General features: G+C 50.9%; 16 protein-coding genes. 1 reads left to right on the top strand and 15 read right to left on the bottom strand.

The features are described 5' to 3' along the window. Window positions 1–7: 7 nt before the first annotated feature. The 4 genes from NOG13_RS04900 to NOG13_RS04915 all read right to left on the bottom strand — a co-directional run bounded on the left by NOG13_RS04900 (window position 8) and on the right by NOG13_RS04915 (window position 3,562). Window positions 8–1,771 carry an Rqc2 family fibronectin-binding protein gene (locus NOG13_RS04900; RefSeq protein WP_283109471.1) on the bottom strand — a complete coding sequence of 588 codons (1,764 nt, stop codon included), beginning with the start codon at window positions 1,769–1,771 and terminating at the stop codon, window positions 8–10. 24 nt (window positions 1,772–1,795) lie between these two features. After that, window positions 1,796–2,566 (bottom strand): Nif3-like dinuclear metal center hexameric protein, encoded by a 771-nt coding sequence (locus tag NOG13_RS04905; protein ID WP_283109472.1) that lies wholly within the window; start codon window positions 2,564–2,566, stop codon window positions 1,796–1,798. Further along, window positions 2,563–3,270, bottom strand: coding sequence for a class I SAM-dependent methyltransferase (locus tag NOG13_RS04910; RefSeq protein ID WP_283109473.1), 708 nt, complete (start codon window positions 3,268–3,270; stop codon window positions 2,563–2,565). The genes NOG13_RS04905 and NOG13_RS04910 overlap by 4 nt, the downstream gene beginning before the upstream one ends. Window positions 3,271–3,337: 67 nt before the next feature. After that, window positions 3,338–3,562: a DUF1858 domain-containing protein gene (locus NOG13_RS04915; RefSeq protein ID WP_283109474.1), complete on the bottom strand. Its 225-nt coding sequence runs from the start codon at window positions 3,560–3,562 to the stop codon at window positions 3,338–3,340. Between the two features lie 337 nt (window positions 3,563–3,899). On the opposite strand from NOG13_RS04915, the gene NOG13_RS04920 reads away from it, so the two are divergent. Further along, window positions 3,900–5,459 (top strand): acyl CoA:acetate/3-ketoacid CoA transferase, encoded by a 1,560-nt coding sequence (locus NOG13_RS04920; protein ID WP_283109475.1) that lies wholly within the window; start codon window positions 3,900–3,902, stop codon window positions 5,457–5,459. A 94-nt stretch (window positions 5,460–5,553) separates the two neighbouring features. On the opposite strand, the gene NOG13_RS04925 is transcribed toward NOG13_RS04920, so the two are convergent. From NOG13_RS04925 to rlmN, 11 genes are all read right to left on the bottom strand, one after another. After that, window positions 5,554–5,916: a YccF domain-containing protein gene (locus tag NOG13_RS04925; protein ID WP_283109476.1), complete on the bottom strand. Its 363-nt coding sequence runs from the start codon at window positions 5,914–5,916 to the stop codon at window positions 5,554–5,556. Window positions 5,917–6,024: 108 nt separating this feature from the next. Beyond that, window positions 6,025–8,598, bottom strand: coding sequence for a heavy metal translocating P-type ATPase (locus NOG13_RS04930; RefSeq protein ID WP_283109477.1), 2,574 nt, complete (start codon window positions 8,596–8,598; stop codon window positions 6,025–6,027). Between the two features lie 236 nt (window positions 8,599–8,834). Further along, a complete protein-coding gene (locus tag NOG13_RS04935) occupies window positions 8,835–9,287 on the bottom strand; it encodes a VanZ family protein (RefSeq protein ID WP_283109478.1) in 453 nt (150 codons plus the stop codon). A gap of 337 nt (window positions 9,288–9,624) precedes the next feature. Continuing rightward, entirely contained in the window at window positions 9,625–11,103 is a 1,479-nt protein-coding gene (gene spoIVA / locus NOG13_RS04940; RefSeq protein ID WP_283109479.1) for a stage IV sporulation protein A, read from the bottom strand. A 63-nt stretch (window positions 11,104–11,166) separates the two neighbouring features. After that, window positions 11,167–12,699 (bottom strand): DUF3794 and LysM peptidoglycan-binding domain-containing protein, encoded by a 1,533-nt coding sequence (locus NOG13_RS04945; protein ID WP_283109480.1) that lies wholly within the window; start codon window positions 12,697–12,699, stop codon window positions 11,167–11,169. 136 nt (window positions 12,700–12,835) lie between these two features. Beyond that, on the bottom strand, window positions 12,836–12,916 hold the full coding sequence (gene spoVM / locus NOG13_RS09505; RefSeq protein ID WP_416201376.1) for a stage V sporulation protein SpoVM: 81 nt from the start codon (window positions 12,914–12,916) through the stop codon (window positions 12,836–12,838). Between the two features lie 255 nt (window positions 12,917–13,171). Beyond that, window positions 13,172–13,807, bottom strand: a complete 636-nt coding sequence (locus NOG13_RS04950) for a thiamine diphosphokinase (protein WP_283109481.1) — start codon at window positions 13,805–13,807, stop codon at window positions 13,172–13,174. Further along, window positions 13,777–14,676: a ribosome small subunit-dependent GTPase A gene (gene rsgA / locus NOG13_RS04955; RefSeq protein WP_283109482.1), complete on the bottom strand. Its 900-nt coding sequence runs from the start codon at window positions 14,674–14,676 to the stop codon at window positions 13,777–13,779. The genes NOG13_RS04950 and rsgA overlap by 31 nt, the downstream gene beginning before the upstream one ends. A 15-nt stretch (window positions 14,677–14,691) precedes the next feature. After that, window positions 14,692–16,734, bottom strand: a complete 2,043-nt coding sequence (gene pknB, locus NOG13_RS04960; protein ID WP_283109483.1) for a Stk1 family PASTA domain-containing Ser/Thr kinase — start codon at window positions 16,732–16,734, stop codon at window positions 14,692–14,694. Window positions 16,735–16,747: 13 nt separating this feature from the next. After that, window positions 16,748–17,491, bottom strand: a complete 744-nt coding sequence (locus NOG13_RS04965) for a Stp1/IreP family PP2C-type Ser/Thr phosphatase (protein ID WP_283109484.1) — start codon at window positions 17,489–17,491, stop codon at window positions 16,748–16,750. After that, window positions 17,484–18,521, bottom strand: coding sequence for a dual-specificity RNA methyltransferase RlmN (gene rlmN / locus NOG13_RS04970; RefSeq protein ID WP_487251191.1), 1,038 nt, complete (start codon window positions 18,519–18,521; stop codon window positions 17,484–17,486). The genes NOG13_RS04965 and rlmN overlap by 8 nt, the downstream gene beginning before the upstream one ends. Window positions 18,522–18,525: the final 4 nt, after the last annotated feature.

Here is an 18,525-nt window from a genome sequence, read left to right on the forward strand (position 1 = left end):
TGCCAAATCATCTTGTCACACGGAGTTTTTCCGCCGCTTCGCGGTCGGGAACCGCAAAAATCGTTTTGTTCGCAACATAGATAACCATTCCGGGCTTGGAACCCTGTGGTTTGCTGACATGGCGAACTTCCGTGTAATCCACCGCAACATTGGAAGAATCTCTGCCGCGGCTGAAGCAGGCCGCAAGCATCGCGGCTTCTTCTATGGCCCGCTGCGTGGGCTTTTTCCCTTCTAAGAAGAGCACAACGTGGGAACCCGGGATGTTCTTCGTGTGGAACCAAAGGTCGTTCTTCTTGGCCATTTTCAGCGTCAGGACATCGTTTTCACGATTGTTTCTGCCAACAAGAATCCGGAATCCGTCCGTTGAGCGGAATTCCATGGCGCCGCGCGTCTGGCTCTGCTTCTTTGCCCCTCTCTGAACCCGGATGTATCCCTGCTCTTCAAGCTCCGCACGTATTTCGGCAAGGTCTCGCTCGCCGGTCGCACGGCTGAGTTCCTCAAAAACCGTGTCAAGATACGCAAGTTCCTGCTTTGCTTCGCGGATTTGTACCGCCAGCACCTCTTCTGCAGTTTTTGCTTTGCGGTATTCCTTATAATACCGCTGCGCATTCTGGGAAGGTGTCAGGGCGGGATTCAGTTTAATTCTTACAGTAGGCTGTCCTTCCTCATAAAAATTAGGCAGGTCAACATACGGAACATTCTCTTTGAGCCGATACAGGTTCGCGTTCAGAAGGTCGCCGCACATGCGGAGTTCTTCTTTTTTCGCACAGCGTTCTAGGTCTGCCTGCTGTGCATTGATTTTCCGGCTCAGGCGCTCCGACGCGGTAGTCAGGACCTTTAAAATTCCCTGGGAGCGTACATGCATCCGCTCGATGCGGTCGCGTTCCCCGTAGAAATCATCCAGCAGTTCCGAAAAGCTGCCTTTCTGGCTCACAATTGCCGCTGTGCCATACTGCTGCGGTGCAAAGAACGTGAAATCGACCGGCTTCTTTTGCGGGTTCACTGCCATAAACGGAGTTCCGTCCGCGTTTTTTACGATTTCTGCCAATCTGCCGAGGAAAAAGACAAGCCGCTCTTTCAGCTCGGGAGTCATCTCCCCCACCCGCACATCAGCGCCGCGAGCGGTGCGGTGCTGCACTTCACGGCAGACAATGGGGGAAACGCCCTGAAGTACGCTCAAGAGTGCTTTTGAAAGGCTCACGCCTGCCTGTTGCGCACAAACGCGGTCCGCAATCTCGCGGACATCCGTTGTGAGTAAGCAGAGTTTATCCTGCGGCGGGGGAAGTTGATACGGAATTCCGGGCAGAACCAAGCGTTCTGAGGACATTGATGCGTCAACACGTTTGAGTGCATCGACGATTTTTCCTTTTTCGTCAACCAAAATCACATTGCTGTAACGCCCCATGATTTCAGCAACCAGCGTCAGTGTGATTTCATCGCCGAGCTCGTTGATTGTCTCAAAGTCAAAGCACAGCAGGCGCTCCAGCTGCGGCTGCCGGATTCCAGCAAGGCGCGCGCCGACCAGCCGTTTGCGAAGCAGCATGCAAAGCATGGGCGGTTCCTTCGGATTTTCGGGAATTTGCTCCGTAAAATTAATGCGTGCGCTGTTTGCACGCACGGAAAGCAACAGTTTCCGGATTCCGCTGCGCGAGCGCAAAAAAAAGACTAGCTCGTCGCGGTTCGGCTGGTAGATTTTATCCACCTTGGAACCGAGTGCATTATCCTCCAGCTCACACTTTATATGTCTTAAAAAAGCTCCATCAAGAGCCATTTGATTGCCCTCACTTTAGTTTAGTTACAAATATGCCGCCGGGCAGTGTGATGCCTGTGCCCTTTGAAATATAACATCTTGGAATTGCTTTTCCAAGCGTTCCATCAAGGGGTCAATGACAACATCCTCCGTAAAATAGTGCCCGGCTACCACCAAGGTTATTCCAAAATTTTCCGCATTGAGCAGCTCATGATGCTTTGCTTCTCCGGTTACGAATGCCTGGCAGCCGTTAATGGCGGCATCTTCAAGATACTCGCTACCTGCACCGCTGCACAGGCCCACCTTGCGAATCGGCCTTCCACCGTCTGTGTAGAAAAGCCCGTCGCAGTTTAGTTGTTTCTTAACAAAGGCGGCAAATTCGCTCGGTGAAAAGCTGCGCGTTGTCTGGCCACAAAGCGCTGCCGCCAGTCCTGACGGCACATCCAAGGCCAAAGGACGCACATCGGTTAGCATGAGCCGCTCTGCAAGGCAGCTGTTCACCCCGCCGGGTGCAAGGTCAAGATTTGTGTGTGCGCATATTGCGGCTATGCCGTGCCGTGCAAGCTGATAAGGCACTGTGTCTGCCGTCAGCGTTCGCAATGGATTGAAGATGACCGGATGATGGCTCACGATGAGCTGTGCGTTCTTCTGAACAGCCTCCTCAACGACGGCAGGAGTAATGTCCAGCGCCAAAAGAACCGAATGTACTTCTGCCTGAGGATCTCCGGCCTGCAAGCCGCAGTTGTCAAAACTCATCTGGGTCTGAAAAGGTGCAAAGCTGTCAATATACTGAAAAATATCCTGAACCGTTGTCATGGTTTTCGCTCCTTTTGCTGTTCTTCCAGCATCGCTTCCAGTTGCTCACAGAGTTCAAGAAGCGTTGAGGCACCGGAACCGTCGCCTGAAGCTTCAAGGCCCCTGATATAGTTTTTCAAACGTTTTTTCTCGCGCTCCAGATATGCCCGACTTGCCGGTGTATCTCCGGTCAGCAGACCGATGTATGGAAAAAGTGCGTCATTTTGCGGCTTCCACTCGGGAGAATAAACACAGCGCATGACTGTGTAAACATGGTAGTCTTCCTGCACAGCCTGCTCCTGACGCACGGAAAAACCAAGCTCCAAAAGTCCCCGACGAAGCTCTTCCTCTTTCGTCATCGGTTGAAGGATGAGATTCTTTTCCGGATTTTGTAGCCACGCGGCTCGCCCGACGATGTTCAAAATCATTTCACCGCCCATGCCGGCAATTACAATATCATCGGCTTCCTCCGGGCTGACTTCATCGAGGCCGTCGGAAAGGCGGGCTTTCACCTGCTCCCCCACTTTGAACTTTGCAATGTTCTGTTTTGCCCGTTCCAATGGCCCGGGTCTTATATCAACCGCTATGGCACTCCGGATAACGCCCTGTAACGCAAGCCAAACCGGAAGATAAGCATGATCGGTTCCAACGTCCGCCAGCGTGGTTCCTTGCCGTACCATAGAAGCACAGAGTGCAAGCCTTGCGCCGAGCGAAAAGAGTTTCATCTAGACCTCCAAACCGAACGGCCGCCCAACCAAAAAGCCGGGCGGCCATTCATCACCGTACTAAACCTTATTTCTGGTCTGTTTTCGATTCGTCGGAAGAAGCCATTTCATTCAGCTTCTGCACCATTTCATCGGCATCCACGCCATGAACCAAGCAAGCCTGCTCTAGGGATTCCCCTAAAGAAGCGGGGCAACCGAGGCAATGCATACCCATGTCCAAAAAAAGCGGAACGGAATCGGGAGCAACCCGAAGAATATCGCCAATCAGCATATCTTTTGTAATTTGAGCCATTGTTTGTTACCTCCTGTTTATGAAATCTATAACCTTAAATTTCCCGTATCTTTTCAGATTAAAGCAAGTTTCTGTGGAAATGCTCCCACGAAAATGCGCTTTGAAAACATTATAATACCCAGCAAAGCTCTTTGCAACAGATTTTTGTAAGGGGATTCCGTATGGCACAATTCCGGAACACTCTGCTGGAAAACAGGAAACCTCTTGTATCAACATTGGAAATTTGCTATAATCAAAGAAATAGTATGACATAATATTAACAAAGTTCATTAAATTGGAAAACATAATTCGCAATTGACAAAACGCATTCTCCGAGAAAAGATTTAGGAGGAAAAACATGGCAAAATTTATTAATGCGAAAGAAGCAGCCGCACTCATCCCCGACAACGTTACCGTCGGCTCAAACGGTTTTATGGGCACCACTTTTCCGGAAGAAGTGGCCATGGAGCTGGAAAACCGGTTCCTTGAAACCGGCAAGCCGAACGGATTGACTCTTTACTTCTGCGCTGCACAGGGCGACAACAAAGAGAAAGGTCTGCAGCATTTGGCACATGAGGGTCTGATTAAGCGTACAATCGGTGGACACTACGGTATGGCCCGTAAGATTGGCAAGCTGGTCATTGAAAACAAGATTGAAGCCTACGATTTCCCTCAGGGTGTTTTGGCTCATCTGCTCTGCGAAACGGCGGCACACCAGCCCGGCGTCCTCACCCGTGTGGGTATCGGAACCTTCGTGGATCCGCGGCAGCTTGGCGGCAAGATGAACGAGAAAACCCGTGCGGCGGAAGATCTGGTTCAGATTGTAAACCTCAATGGCGAGGAATTTCTGTTTTACAAATCCGTCCCTATCGACTACGCGCTGATTGCAGGTACATACGCGGATGAGGACGGCAATATTTCATTTGAGCGAGAGGGCGTCCGCACCGAAGCGCTTTCGATGGCAATGGCCTGCAAAAACTCCGGTGGAAAAGTCATCGTGCAGGTGCAGCAGGTTGTGAAATCCGGCTCTCTCCACCCGCGCATGGTCGAAATTCCGGGTGTTCTGGTGGATTACGTTGTTGTGGCAAGCGACCTGAAATACTGCATGCAGAACTTCAAAACGCAGTACAACCCCGGATTCTCCGGTGAGCACCGCATCAGTACCTCATCGGTCGAGCCCATGCCGCTTAACAACAAAAAGGTGATTGCACGCCGCGCCGCAATGGAGCTTTGCGACGGCAGTGTTGTCAACCTCGGCGTCGGTATTCCCGAATTTATTTCTACTGTGGCTGCCGAGGAAGGCATTTCAAAAAAATTCACGCTGACGGTGGAAGACGGTATTTTTGGCGGAATTCCGCAAAGCGGCCTTGATTTCGGTGTCAGCCTGAACCCAGCCTGCATGGTGCAGATGTCCTCCATGTTCGATTTTTACGACGGAGGCGGCCTTGACCAGGCATTTATCGGGTTTGCGGAAGGCGACATGGAAGGCAACGTAAATGTTTCAAAATTCGGCCCGCTGATGCCCGGCTGCGGCGGCTTTATCGACATCACGCAGAACACCAAAAAGGTCTATTTCTGCGGTACCTTCACAGCGAATGGACTGAAGACGGAAATCGGCGACGGGAAATTGCGCATCGTGCAGGAAGGCGCGGTCGACAAATTCACCGAATCCATTGAACAAATCACTTTCAGCGCAAAAACGGCCGTGAAAAACAACCTTCCCGTTATGTACATCACCGAGCGTGCCGTGTTCCGCCTGACAAAAGACGGCATCATGCTTTGTGAAATAGCCCCCGGCGTTGACATGGAGCGCGACATTCTGGCGCACATGCCGAAAAAGCCTCTCATTTCCCCCGATTTGAAGCTCATGGACGAGCGTATCTTCCGTGACGAGAAAATGGGGCTAAAAAACGATTAATTTCACATAGAACAGAAGCTCCCCAATCGGTTACAGAAACCGGTTGGGGAGCTTTTCTTTGTATCCGTGTACTACTGCGTTGGCGAATTTTGGTTTATCCGATGACTTGTGCACCGAACGGCATGAGCGCCAATTTTGCCAGTTTGAAGCACTGTCTGCCGAACGGGATTCCGATAACCGTAATGCAAAGCAGCAAGCCGATTACTGCACACCAAGCGGCAAGTTCCAGCCCGCCGAAAATCAACCAAAGAATATTCAAAAGCAGGGAACCTGCCCCGCCGCCGTAAACAACTTCTTTGCCGAACGGCCAGAAAGCAAGGGAGGCAAACTTAAAGCATTGCAGGCCAATTGGGATTCCGACGATGGTAATGCACCACAGCGCACCAACCAACGCCCAGGCAAAGCCCATGAGCATCCCGCCGAAAAGAAACCATAAAACATTTCCAAGACAGCTCATTCGATTGTTCGCCCCTTGCCTCTCGATTTGAGAAAATGATACGACAATTCATACCGAATGTCTAACACATATCGACATTCTGCAATTGCCGATGTGGATTGCACTTGACTATTCTTTCGTTTCCACGGAAACCGGTTCATAGCCGGCATCGCGCACAGCTTTTTTCAGCGTCTCGTCGCTGACATCTGCGGTGAGGACGACCTCTGCTTTTTTGCCTTCAAGGTCTACGACTGCGCTGACGCCGTCTAAAGCGTTGAGAGCTTTCTCCACGTGCATTTTGCAATGTTCGCACATCATGCCATTAATGGTAATAATCTTTTTCATTTCTTTATATCCCTTCTCATCTGTTATAGTTTGTATATTTGCCTCACGCCGCTCTTCGTTCTGTACCGAGGGAGCACGGCCCGAGCGGAAGAAACGAAGTCGCAGCGCGTTGGTAACGACAAAAACGGAACTGAAGCTCATGGCAGCAGCGGCTATCATGGGGCTCAGTGTCCAGTGGAACGCAGGGTAAAACAAACCGGCCGCTATCGGGATTCCGATGACGTTGTAGAAGAATGCCCAGAAAAGGTTCTCTTTGATGTTCCTCATGGTGGCACGGCTAAGGCGAATCGCTTCAACTGCATCCAACAGGTCGTTTTTCATCAGGACAATATCAGCCGACTCAATCGCAATATCCGTGCCGGCACCGATTGCAATGCCGACATCGGCTCCGGCGAGCGCAGGCGCATCATTGATGCCGTCGCCGATCATTGCGGTCCTTCGTCCGCTTTCCTGAATCCGGCGGATTTCCCCGGCTTTATCCTGCGGCAGGACCTCGGCAATAGCTCTGCCGATACCGAGGTTCTTGCGGATAGCCTCTGCCGTCTGGCGATTGTCGCCCGTCAGCATGACGACTTCAATGCCCATGATTTCAAATTCCCGAATTGCTTGGCGGCTGGTTGGCTTCACTACATCCGCCGCGGCGATAAGGCCAATCAGCGTCTGTTCCCTTGCAAAGAAAAGCGGTGTTTTCCCCTCTTCTGCCAACTTCATGGCTCGCTTTTCGGCATTTCCCGGGTGAATGCCAAGTTCATTCATAAAGGCAAGATTGCCGGCAGCACAGCGCTTTCCGTCAACCAAAGCGGAAACGCCGCGCCCGGCCTCAGCCTTAAAGTCTTCAACAGGCAACGCGTCGATTTTCTTCTCTGAGGCGTAAGTCATGATGGCTTCCGCCAACGGATGCTCGGACGATTTTTCCAGCGACGCGGCGATTTGCAGTAGTTCTGTTTCCGTGACTCCGTCTGCCGGAAGCAAATCGGTGACGCGCGGCTTTCCTTCGGTTATGGTGCCGGTTTTGTCAAGCACGACGGTCTTAATGCTTTGGGCGGCTTCGAGCGCTTCGCCGGATTTAATCAAAATGCCGTCTGCCGCCCCGCGCCCTGTGCCGACCATAATAGCCACAGGCGTTGCAAGGCCGAGTGCGCATGGGCAGGAGATAACAAGGACGGAAATTCCGATGGACAGCGCAAACTCAAAGGATTGCCCTGCCAGCAGCCACCCCACTGTGGCAACAATGGCGATGGCAATTACGACGGGCACAAAGACTCCGCTCACGCGGTCCGCAAGCTTCGCGATAGGGGCTTTGGAAGAACCCGCCTCTTCCATAAGGCGGATAATCTGCGCCAAGGTTGTGTCTTCCCCGACCTTCTCGGCGCGAAACTTGAAAAAGCCGGTCCCGTTGACGGTTGCCGCAATGACTTGGTCGCCCGGCTTTTTTGCGGCGGGGATACTCTCGCCCGTAACGGTGGACTGGTCAACGGAAGAGATGCCCTCCGTCACCACACCGTCGACGGGGATTCTTTGCCCGGGGCGAACCACAACGATATCTCCCACTTTGACTTGTTCCACGGGGATTTCCGTCTCTTCTCCGTCCCGCTCCACCGTTGCGGTTTTTGGGGCAAGCTGAACCAGCTTTGTGATGGCCTCCGACGTTTTTCCTTTTGACCGGGCCTCCAGATATTTTCCGAGGGTAATCAGGGTTAAAATTGTGCCAGCCGATTCAAAATAGAGATTCGACAGGCTCTGCTCTGCCACCGCAAAATTGCCGTGGCCAATGGCCCAGCCGATGCGGTAGATAGCATATATGCCGTAGGCAACCGCAGCGGAAGAACCCACCGCAATGAGCGAATCCATGTTCGGGGCACGCTTTGCGAGCGCCCGAAAGCCCGTGCGGTAATAACCGCGGTTCACATACAAAATCGGAAGAAGAAGCAAAAACTGCGTCAACGCAAAGACGACGCCGTTTTCCGTGCCGTGAAAGGCAGCCGTCATAAACGGCGGCACAGGAAGGCCGAACCACATGTAAAGCATGTGGTGCATGGCAAGGTACATCAGCGGAATCCAAAAGGCAAACGAGACAATAAGACGAGTTTTCGCCGCTTTTTGCTGTGCCGAAAAAGTATCTTCTCCTTTGCTTTCCGAACGCCGGTTTTCCTCGTCGCTTGGGAAAGCGCCGTACCCGGCTTCCTCTACTGCACGGATGATTGCCTGCTGTTTATCTCCTTCATATTCAACCAGCATGCTGTTGGTAAGCAAGCTGACGTTGACGGATTTCACTCCGTCAACCTTTTTTACGCTCCGCTCAACCGCTGCCGAACAGGCAGAACAGCTCATGCCGGTAACGCGAAATTTCTGTTTCATGTAACCACCTCAACCGGGGATCATTATAAAATACCCCTTTCCTAACGGTTTGTCAACTGTCGGTATTTTTCGCCTGGACACCGGAAATATGTGATGTCTGATGCGCTTGCATTTCCGGAGGACGGCGTTTTTGCCCGCTGTTTGGACTCCGATGCAAACTTTAACGCAGGCATAAAAATACCCGCAAAGCGTGCTGTGTGCTCTTGCGGGGTAAATTTATTGCATTTATAAATACGTTATATTTTGGCCCTACGGCGCGATTTCATGCAATGGATGATGAGGCAAATCAGGCCGAGGCCTATCAAACATCCGGAAAAATCAATCCAGATATCGACGACATTGCCGTTTCTGCCCGGATAAAAAAGCTGAATGGTTTCGTCGACAAGCGGCACGGCCAGAAACCAAAACAGTGGAGAAGGAAAAATCCGTTTGCCTTGTTTCCAAAGAGAAAGGCTCAGCGTGAAACCAAAAAGGAAATACTCCGTAAGATGCGCCAGCTTGCGCACCGCAAAGGACGTAAGTGTAACGGAAATTCCGACACGCGAAAAAAGATTCTCGAAAAACATCAGAACAAACTTGCTTTGCTCGTCGGACTGTTCGCCGGAAAACATGGAATTATGAAAAATCCACAGCGCAACGAGGATGGGCAGAGTCTGAAAAAACAGTTGCTTCCATTCATGCTTTTTCATAAAGTGATTCCTTTACTCACTTTGTAGCGCAGTTGCTGCAGGCAATCTTTCGATTACAGTCACGGATATCCAAAGAAGCACGAACTGCATTAAAAAGTATACAGTCCTTTCGAGGATTTGTCAAAACAAGAGAAACGCCTTTCTCGTCTTCAAACTCGGGCATCAAGTTTTCAATACCCCAAAATCGCCGACGGTGATGTCTGAGGGACGGTGCAGCACGAAAGGCCTTCCGTCCGAGAGACGAAAAAGCAGCAGAAAAAATGGCAGCAAATTCGTGAAAACGAATTGCTGCCTTTTTCGAGGGGAAATCCCTATGTTCAGTGAAACAGCAGGAGAGTTACAGGATAATGCAAATTAGTCCATTGCAGCCTTCGTTGATAATGCGCTCAATTGTTTCGCGCATTTTCTCACGCGCGTCGTCCGGCATGCGCGTCAGCTTGTTGTGCAGGCCGTCGTTTACAAGTTCATGCAAGCTCTTGCCGAAAATATTGGAATCCCAGATTTGCGTGGGGTTCGATTCAAACTCTTTCAGAATGTAATCGACCAGTTCCTGCGACTGCTGCTCAGAACCGACAATGGGTGTGATTTCCGTCGTGATGCGTGTTTTCAGCATATGGATAGACGGTGCGGCCGCCTTCAGCCGGATTCCGTATCTTCCGCCCTGCCGAATGATTTCAGGCTCGTCGAGCGTCAGTTCATCAATGCTCGGCATTACGATGCCGTAACCGGTCTCTTCTGCGTCGCGGTATGCTGCACCGATTTTGTCGTATGTCTTTTTCATTTCCGCCATTTGGAGCATGCAGTCCATCAGGCTGCCTTCGTCCTTGATTTCAAGGCCGGTTTTCTCACCCAGCACCTTGTAGAACAAACCCGGCTGCAGCGTAATATTGATTCTCGCACGCCCGGTACCGAGATCCATGGAAACCGTACGCGCTGCCGAAATATACTCGCAGGATGTAACGTTTGAGATAATGCCGTCTACATCGCGAATCTTGGAGACCTTCTCCGCGGATTGACGAATCGTTGAAAAGACGGAAGAGCGAAGCCAGTGCTCCTTTTCCAGCAGAGAAATCCAGTGCGGCATTTCGACTTTGATTTCGCGCACCGGGAATTCAAACAAAATCTTCGTGAGGATGTCTTCAATGTCTTTCTCCGACATCTCAAGGCAGTTGACGGCAAGCGTCGGCACGCCGTATTTCTGCTCCAGTGCTGCGGCCATCTCGATGGCATTCTGCGTTGTCGGGTCAACGCAGTTGAGCAAGACGATGAACGGCTTATTGATTTTCTTCAGCTCGTCAATGACGCGTTCCTCGGCCTCTTCATACTCGGCGCGCGGAATGTCGCTGATGCTGCCATCTGTCGTTACAACAAGGCCGATGGTGGAATGTTCGGTGATGACCTTTTTGGTTCCGATTTCCGCCGCCATGTTGAACGGAATCGGTTCCTTATACCACGGCGTCATCACCATGCGCGGGGTGTCGCCCTCTATGTAGCCGAGTGCGCTTGGAACGATATAACCAACACAGTCAATCATCCGCACGGAAAAAGTTGCACTGTCGCCGATATGAACGGTAACGGCCTTTTCCGGAATGAATTTCGGCTCTGTTGTCATAATCGTCCGTCCGGCCGCGGACTGTGGCATTTCATCAATGGCGCGTTCCTTTGAATACTTGGAATCCATATTCGGCACAACAATGGTATCCATGAAGCGCTTGATGAAAGTCGATTTGCCGGTTCTAACTGGTCCGACGACCCCAATGTAAATATCTCCGTTTGTTCGCTCGGAAATATCCCGGTAGATATTGCGTTCTTCCATTTTGCCTCCCCCTCCGGATGAGAATATTTTGCCGCTGAAGCTGACAGGAGTATCGCCGGGCCGCTACATGGGTATCAGCAGCATCCCCCTGTTCTCAACAACATCGCCTGTTATTCCGTTTTCAGCGCATACCGAGGCCATGGAGGTGCGGTACTCGCGGGCAATGTCCCAGACGCTTTCACCTGCATCAGCAAAATAGAGGCAAAGGGAAGCGGTGGTGTCGCGTGCAACAGGTTTTGTTTCATCCGCCGTAACTGCCGTAACCGATTTGAAGGTAATGCGGCGCATAATTTCAGCACAAATGAAAATTTCGGTCTTCATTTCAATTCCGCTGCCGGAAATCCGGTAGCTGATTGCACCCGTCGTTACCTCAGGCTCGCACTTCAAATCTCCTTCTGCCGAGCAAGACATCTCATGCTCAAAATCAATCATTCGTTCAAAATAGATCGGTGCGTTCTGCTCGTTTCTCGCCAGCACGCACAGATTGTATTTGCCCTTCAGCTTCATTTTTCCTTCATCAAAGGAAGCTGTCGCGCTGGCCATTTCACTCCAGACATCAATTACTTTGGTAATGGTGGTACCTTCCTGCGTCAGTTCCGCCTTATGGTAGATGGTATCCTGCACCGACTCTGCAAAAGTTTCCATTGTCTTTTGCTTGGCATCAATGTTCATATCATAAGTGCGGGAAAATGCATCGTTGACCAGAACAATCTTCTTCTGGCGGTATGCCTTCGCCGTTGCGGAGATTTTCACCTGCGTATCAAAGAAGGTCTTATCGCCGGAGTAATCATTTTTAATCTGCGCATCCGCACTCACTACATCCATGCTAACAAAGCAGGAGCAGTCGTCCGTGACACCGTCGCAGTCCAACATTTGTGTAAACGGGAGCGTATACTCCATCGTTTCCAGCTCGCCGTTTTCTTCCACCGTGCGGTAAAGGAACTTGACGTTTGCTTCGCCCTTTGTCATCAGTTTTCCTGCGGCAATCTTGCAGTCCTGCAAAACGACATACGCATCCGAGCGCACAATGGCATCGGCCGGCGGCTTTCCCTGTCCCAGCTCAAGGACTTCGTCGACACTGAACTGCTGCTGTGCGAAGCCGACCAGTTCGTAGGCTGTGGTCTGCAGTTTTTGCTGCTCAACATCGCTGCCGCAGATGTTGCTGACCATTTCACACTGACCGGTTGAAATGACTTTTGCGCACAAAGAGAAGGAACCATGCACATTCAGGCGGCGTGGGCTGGAGGCGCGGCAGTTCACATACTCCACACGCGCAAAAGCCGAAACCATGGCATTTTCCGCCTGCTGTTTCAAGGCAATCTCTGCCGTATAGGAATCGTCACATTCGTGGCAACGGACGCACTTTCCCTCAGGGTCAAGATAGAAGATCTTCACGGTATAGCTTCCATCCAGCATCAGTCGGTCTCCCGTGATGCTTCGAGAGGAGATTTTCGGGTAGATCTGACACTTCAGGATTCGCTGGATGTCAGGGCAGTAATCCGGCAGATTGATATCTATATCAATCGGCTGCTCCTGACAGCCGTCGAATAAAATTTCACCGACGGCAATCCTTTCCCGCTCAAGCATATAATCCATAAAGGTCTCTCCTTTTCCTGTTTCTAAGTAATGGTATTCGGGACTCGTCTGTTTTATGCTCAGTAGCCGAAAAAAAGGAGGACGGTTTCCAGAAAGAAACCGTCCTCCCTTTGGGAAAAGGATTCATATGTTACGATTACTGCTCTTTTTTTATGTTGAACATCTTGCGCAAAAGGAAAGCAAGGAATTTTGAACTCTTCACAACGACTACCTTCATACCGCTGACCTCCTAAATATGTTCAGCACCTTCTAAGAAGTGCAATGCCGACCGCTACCAAAAGGACTGAAAGGACGAACATAACAAATCCCGGTGGGCAAAACCAGGACAGTGCCAGCCCAATGCCAAAAACAATACAGTAGCGTACCCATGAAGGCTTTCCATAGCTGCGGCTCTTCCACATATTCCCGCACCGCCCATCCGTTGTTTCTGTTACAGTATATAACAAACGGAGGAAATTGGTGCAAAGTAATTTTATTTCTGAACAATGATCAGCGCATTGCCGCTGTGAACGGTAATCTGAGCAGTATCTTCCGTTATCTCATTGCTTACGCCGAGCGGAATCTCGGAAGAAAGGGTTGCATTCTCCAGCGGATATTTCATTCCGATATAACTAACTTCACAAGCGGCACAGCCAAACGGGAACACGGAAAGGACCGCTCCCCGCATGCCGCTTATGGTGATTCTTCCTCCGCACAGAAGAAAAACACGGCGGCAGCCGTCTGAAATAAACGCTCGGCATCCCTGTGTGCAAAGGTATTGCAGGACGCAGAGATTGGCATACGAATGGTCAAAACGCTCTCCGCCGAGTGCCCCGTAAAGCTCGAAATCACGAAAACCGAGCCGAATTCCTTCCTTGACCGCCACAAAAAAGTCGGTATCATCTTTTTCCCGTTTGAGGCGTATGGTACGGATGCTTCTGGGAATCTCACTTTGCATAGAATCAAAATCCCCGACCAAAAGGTCAGGGACAACGCCGAATTTCACAAGAGTATCGTACCCGCCGTCGGCACAGATAATAAACCTTTGGTTCCGGTCGAAATCGGAAAAGGGGTTTTCTGCGATTGGCGCGGCCCCGACTACAGCGCAGATTTTTCTTTCTTCTGCCATGATTTCTTTTCTTTCATCTCCTGATAAATTACACAATAACTTTCGTGGCGTGAGGAACTGATAACGCCTTCCTTCACCGCCGCGAGAACCGCGCAGCCCTTCTCGCAGGTATGAGTGCAGGAAGTAAAACGGCACTGGTTCAGGTAGGGCCGGAACTCGCGGAAACACTCCGCAACATTATCCTTTGTAAGGGCACTGCTCATCTCGGAATCAAGGGCGGAAAAGCCGGGGGTGTCAATGACATATCCGCCTTCCGGCAGCTTCAGCAGTTCCACCTGCCGCGTGGTATGGCGCCCGCGGCCGAGTTTTTGACTGATTTCCCCAGTCTGCAGATGGAATGTGCTAAACATTCTGTTGAGCAAGGTTGACTTGCCGACACCGGAATTTCCGGTAAAGGCGGTAATCTTCCCCGGAAGAATCGTTTCCAGCCCGTCGGTTCCATGAACCGGAGAGACATAAAAAAGCCGAATCCCGACTTTCCCGTATATTTCGGAAAGTCCATCGGCGCTTTGAAGGTCTATCTTTGAAATCGCCAAAACTGGCTCAATGCCAGCTGCCTCCGCCTCGGCAATCAGGCGGTCAATTACGAGCGTATTCGGGGACGGTTCACAGGTGGAAACAACAATCACCAAGCAGTCTATGTTCGCAACGGGGGGACGCGCAAGGCAATTTTTCCGCGGCAAAATCTCTTCCACAAAACCGGTTTTGTCAGACGAAACACGAATCTTCACGCGGTCACCGGCCAAAGGAGTCATTCCCTTTTTGCGGAAAACGCCGCGTGCACGGCACTCAATAACCCCATCGGAGGTTTCTACATAGTAGAAACCTCCGATTCCCTTTAATATTAACCCTTCAGAATAGTCTTTCATGTTTTCGGCCATAGGTCAAGGATTTGCACCATTCTCTGGATTTGATTGGTTATCATTATTGGGTTTCGGCTGCAGCAAATCATAGTAACCCTGCGTCTGGGTATATTCCCCGGTTGTAAAATTCACAGAGAATTCTGCATAGAGGTGACTTAACACGTTCTCTTTGTCATCAAGGAAAACCTTTAACGTTTTCGTGCCCGTAAAGCCGCTGCATTTCAAAGGAGTGGTATCGCTGGCTGCTGCATTCACAATGGACTGATACACAAGTTTTCTGTCAATATACGCATGCACATAAAGCTGTCTTGGGTCGTTTTGCGGCAATTTCAGCTGAATCGTAACATCTTTAGACGGCGCCTTACCCGAACTCAAAATAAGATCGACTTTTCCGCCCTTTTTCAGCTTCACGCCATTAAGCGGGTTTGTTGAAATGACGTAATCCTTAGGAAGATTTTCGTCATCCTGGTACGTCTTGTCGCCCACTGTCAGGCCTGCCGCGGCAATGACCGACTCTGCCTGCTGAAGAGGATAGCGTGCGACATCCGGCACCGCAATTTCTTCCTCAGCCTTACCGGAACTGACGTATACTTTTACTTCGGAGCCTTTCTCCACTTCCTGGCCTGCTCTGGGATCCGTATTGACAACGTGCCCCTTCTCAACATTGTCGTCGATCACTTTGATGACATTTGCTTTCAGCCCTGCGGCGGAGAGCTCCGCGGTGGCTTCTTCTTCGGTTTTATCCGTCACATCCGGCATAACCACCGGTTCCACGCCGGTACTGACGACCAGAGTGACCGAAGCGTTCGACTTTACAACGGAACCCGCCTTTGGAATCTGGTCAATGATTGTCCCAGCCGGATGGGTAGAATCGTTCTTTTTCTCCTCCGTAAACGTAAAGGCGTACTTGGAATCGGACGAAGCAGCATTCACAACGTCGTTGTACATCTTGCCGACGTAGTTCGGCATGGTTACATCATACGGCTCATTTTGTTTTTGCTTTAGCAACGATGAAATTCCAAGTGCGACAGCACCGATGATGAACGCTATGGCAATGCCTGCAATTACGTAAATCGCGACCGGCTTTTTCTTCTTTTCCGGAACGCGCTCCAATTCTTCAACGTAGTCGTAGTTATCGTTATAATTGGACTGTCCCGAACTTTTTACAGATTCGATGGCATCAATATATTTGGTAGGCTTTTCGTCGATAAAATATTTATACTCGAACCTTGCTGCAGGATTGCGGCGGAACTCCTCGATATCTCGCAGCATTTCTGCGGCAGACTGATAGCGACGCTCCGGGTCTTTCTGCATCGCCCGCAGAGTGATTTCCTCGAGGCCTTCCGGAATGGAAGGATTGATTTCCCTCGGAGGCTTAGGATCTGTCTGTAACTGCATGATGGCTACGGAAACAGCGTTGTCCGCTTCAAACGGAAGCTGACCGGTCAGCATCTCATACAGCATGACGCCCACAGAATAAATATCCGTTTTTTCATCGGTGTAGCCGCCGCGCGCCTGTTCCGGCGCGATGTAATGAACGGAGCCGATGGCTCTGTCCGTCATGGTGCGAGTCTCGCTGTGTGCAAAACGCGCGATGCCGAAATCCGTCACCTTAATGGTCCCATCCTGCAGAAGCATGATGTTCTGCGGTTTGATGTCACGGTGGACAATTCCCTTGCCATGCGCATGCTCGAGCGCACGCAGAATCTGAATGGCAAAATGAATGGCTTCTTTCCATTTAATCTGCTTCTGCTGATCGAGGTATTCTTTCAGCGTAATTCCGTCGATATATTCCTCTACGATATATTGAATGCGATCGCCGATGCTGACGTCGTAGACCTTCACAATATTCGGGTGCGACAAAACCGCAATCGCCTTGGATTCATTGCGGAAACGGCGGAGAAACTCAGCATTCTGCGAATATTCATCCTTCAGAATTTTCACGGCGACCGTACGGTCTTCAATCGTATCATACGCGCGGTAGACAACAGCCATTCCGCCCACGCCGATAACCTCGTGAATCTCATAGCGACCGTCAAGACGCTTGCCCGTGTATTGTTCCATTTCATTCATCTCCTCATTCGGGCTTATCTTCCAGAAGGACAACCGTGATGTTATCGCCCCCGCCGGCTTTTTTTGCCAGCCCGATCAGATTTTCCGTCAATTCTTTTCCGCTGTACTCTTTGGAAAGAGCAGACAGGCTTTCTTCCTCCACATAATTTGTCAGCCCGTCGGTGCAGATAAGAACCCGGCTTCCCGGCAAGATGGAAGTTTCGCTGTAATCAATTTGGAGGGAGGACTCCACACCAAGCGCCCGCGTGATGATATTTTTTTGTGGATGAACCCGGGCCTGCTGTTCCGTCAGGTCTCCTTTATCCACCATTTCCTGCACAACGGAGTGATCCGTTGTCAGGCGATGAAGCTCGCCATCTGGTGAAATGAGGTAGGCGCGGCTGTCGCCGGCATGCGCAACATGCACGATGGAATCAGATATGACAACCGCAACCACAGTCGTGCCCATTCCGGTGAGCATCGCGTCAGTGCCCGCCATTTCATGCACTGCTTTATTGGCACCTGCAATGGACGAAACAATCAATTCGCGCACAGCATCGCTGCTCATGCCTTCTCGGTAACCTGCAAGAATGGTTTCCGAAATTTTCTGAACCGCAATACTGCTTGCAATATTGCCGCCGTTCACGCCTCCCATTCCATCGCAGACGACAGCCCATGCCGCGTTTTCGGAAAAAACGCCGCACCGGCAATCATCTTCATTCGATTTTCTGACCAAACCCACATCGCTTTGGCTGAAAACCTTAAACATGAGCCGCCTCCTCTTCATACCTGCGCCGAAGCTGGCCACAGGAAGCGTCGATATCTGCGCCGAGAGTTCTACGAACGGTTGCGTTTATGCCCGCCTTGCCTAGGATGCGAAGGAATTGCTGTTCCCTCTCCGGCGTGCTTGGACGGAAGGGAGAACCCTTCACGTTATTCACCGGAATCAGGTTTACATGGCAAAGCATTCCCTCCAGCTTGGCGGCTAACTCCTCAGCGCACTCGCTGCTGTCGTTGACGCCGCCGATGAGCGCATACTCAAAGGAAATGCGCCGGCCAGTACAGTTCAAATAATAACGGCAGGCTTTTAAAAACTCTTCCACATTCCACCGGCTGTTCACCGGCATCAGACGCGAACGGATGTTATCGTTCGGCGCGTGAAGCGAAACGGAAAGAGTCAACTGCAGTCTTTTTTCGGCTAAATCATATATCTTATCCACGATACCGCAGGTTGAAAGCGATATGTGGCGCATCCCGATGTTCATGCCCTCATCGGAAGAAACGAGGGTCAAAAAGCGAAGGACATTTTCGTAGTTGTCAAGAGGCTCGCCCATGCCCATGAGCACGATGTTGGAAATGCGTATGCCGGCATCAGCCTGCGCTGACTGCACCTGTGCAAGCATTTCCGAAGGAAGCAGATTCCTCGCGTAGCCGCTTTTGCCCGTTGCGCAAAAGGCACAATTCATCTTGCAGCCGACCTGCGAGGAAATGCAGATGGTCCATCCATGGTGGTAATGCATGAGAACGCTTTCCACAAACTGCCCATCATGCATGCGAAAGAGGTATTTTACGGTATCATCGAGTTTGGAGCAGTATTTTCTTTCAATGTCGGCGCGGGGTATGTAGTATTCACCCGCTAATTTTTCACGAAGCTGCTTTGACAAGTCTGTCATTTCGTCGAAGCTCACAACGCCCCGGGCCAGCCAATGATACACCTGAAGAGCATGAAACGACTTCAAGCCGCACTGCGTGAAACGTTCCTTCAGTTCTTCCAGTGTCATTGATTTGATATCTGTCAAGCTC

The organism is Thermocaproicibacter melissae (assembly GCF_024498295.1).
GTDB lineage: Bacteria > Bacillota > Clostridia > Oscillospirales > Acutalibacteraceae > Thermocaproicibacter > Thermocaproicibacter melissae.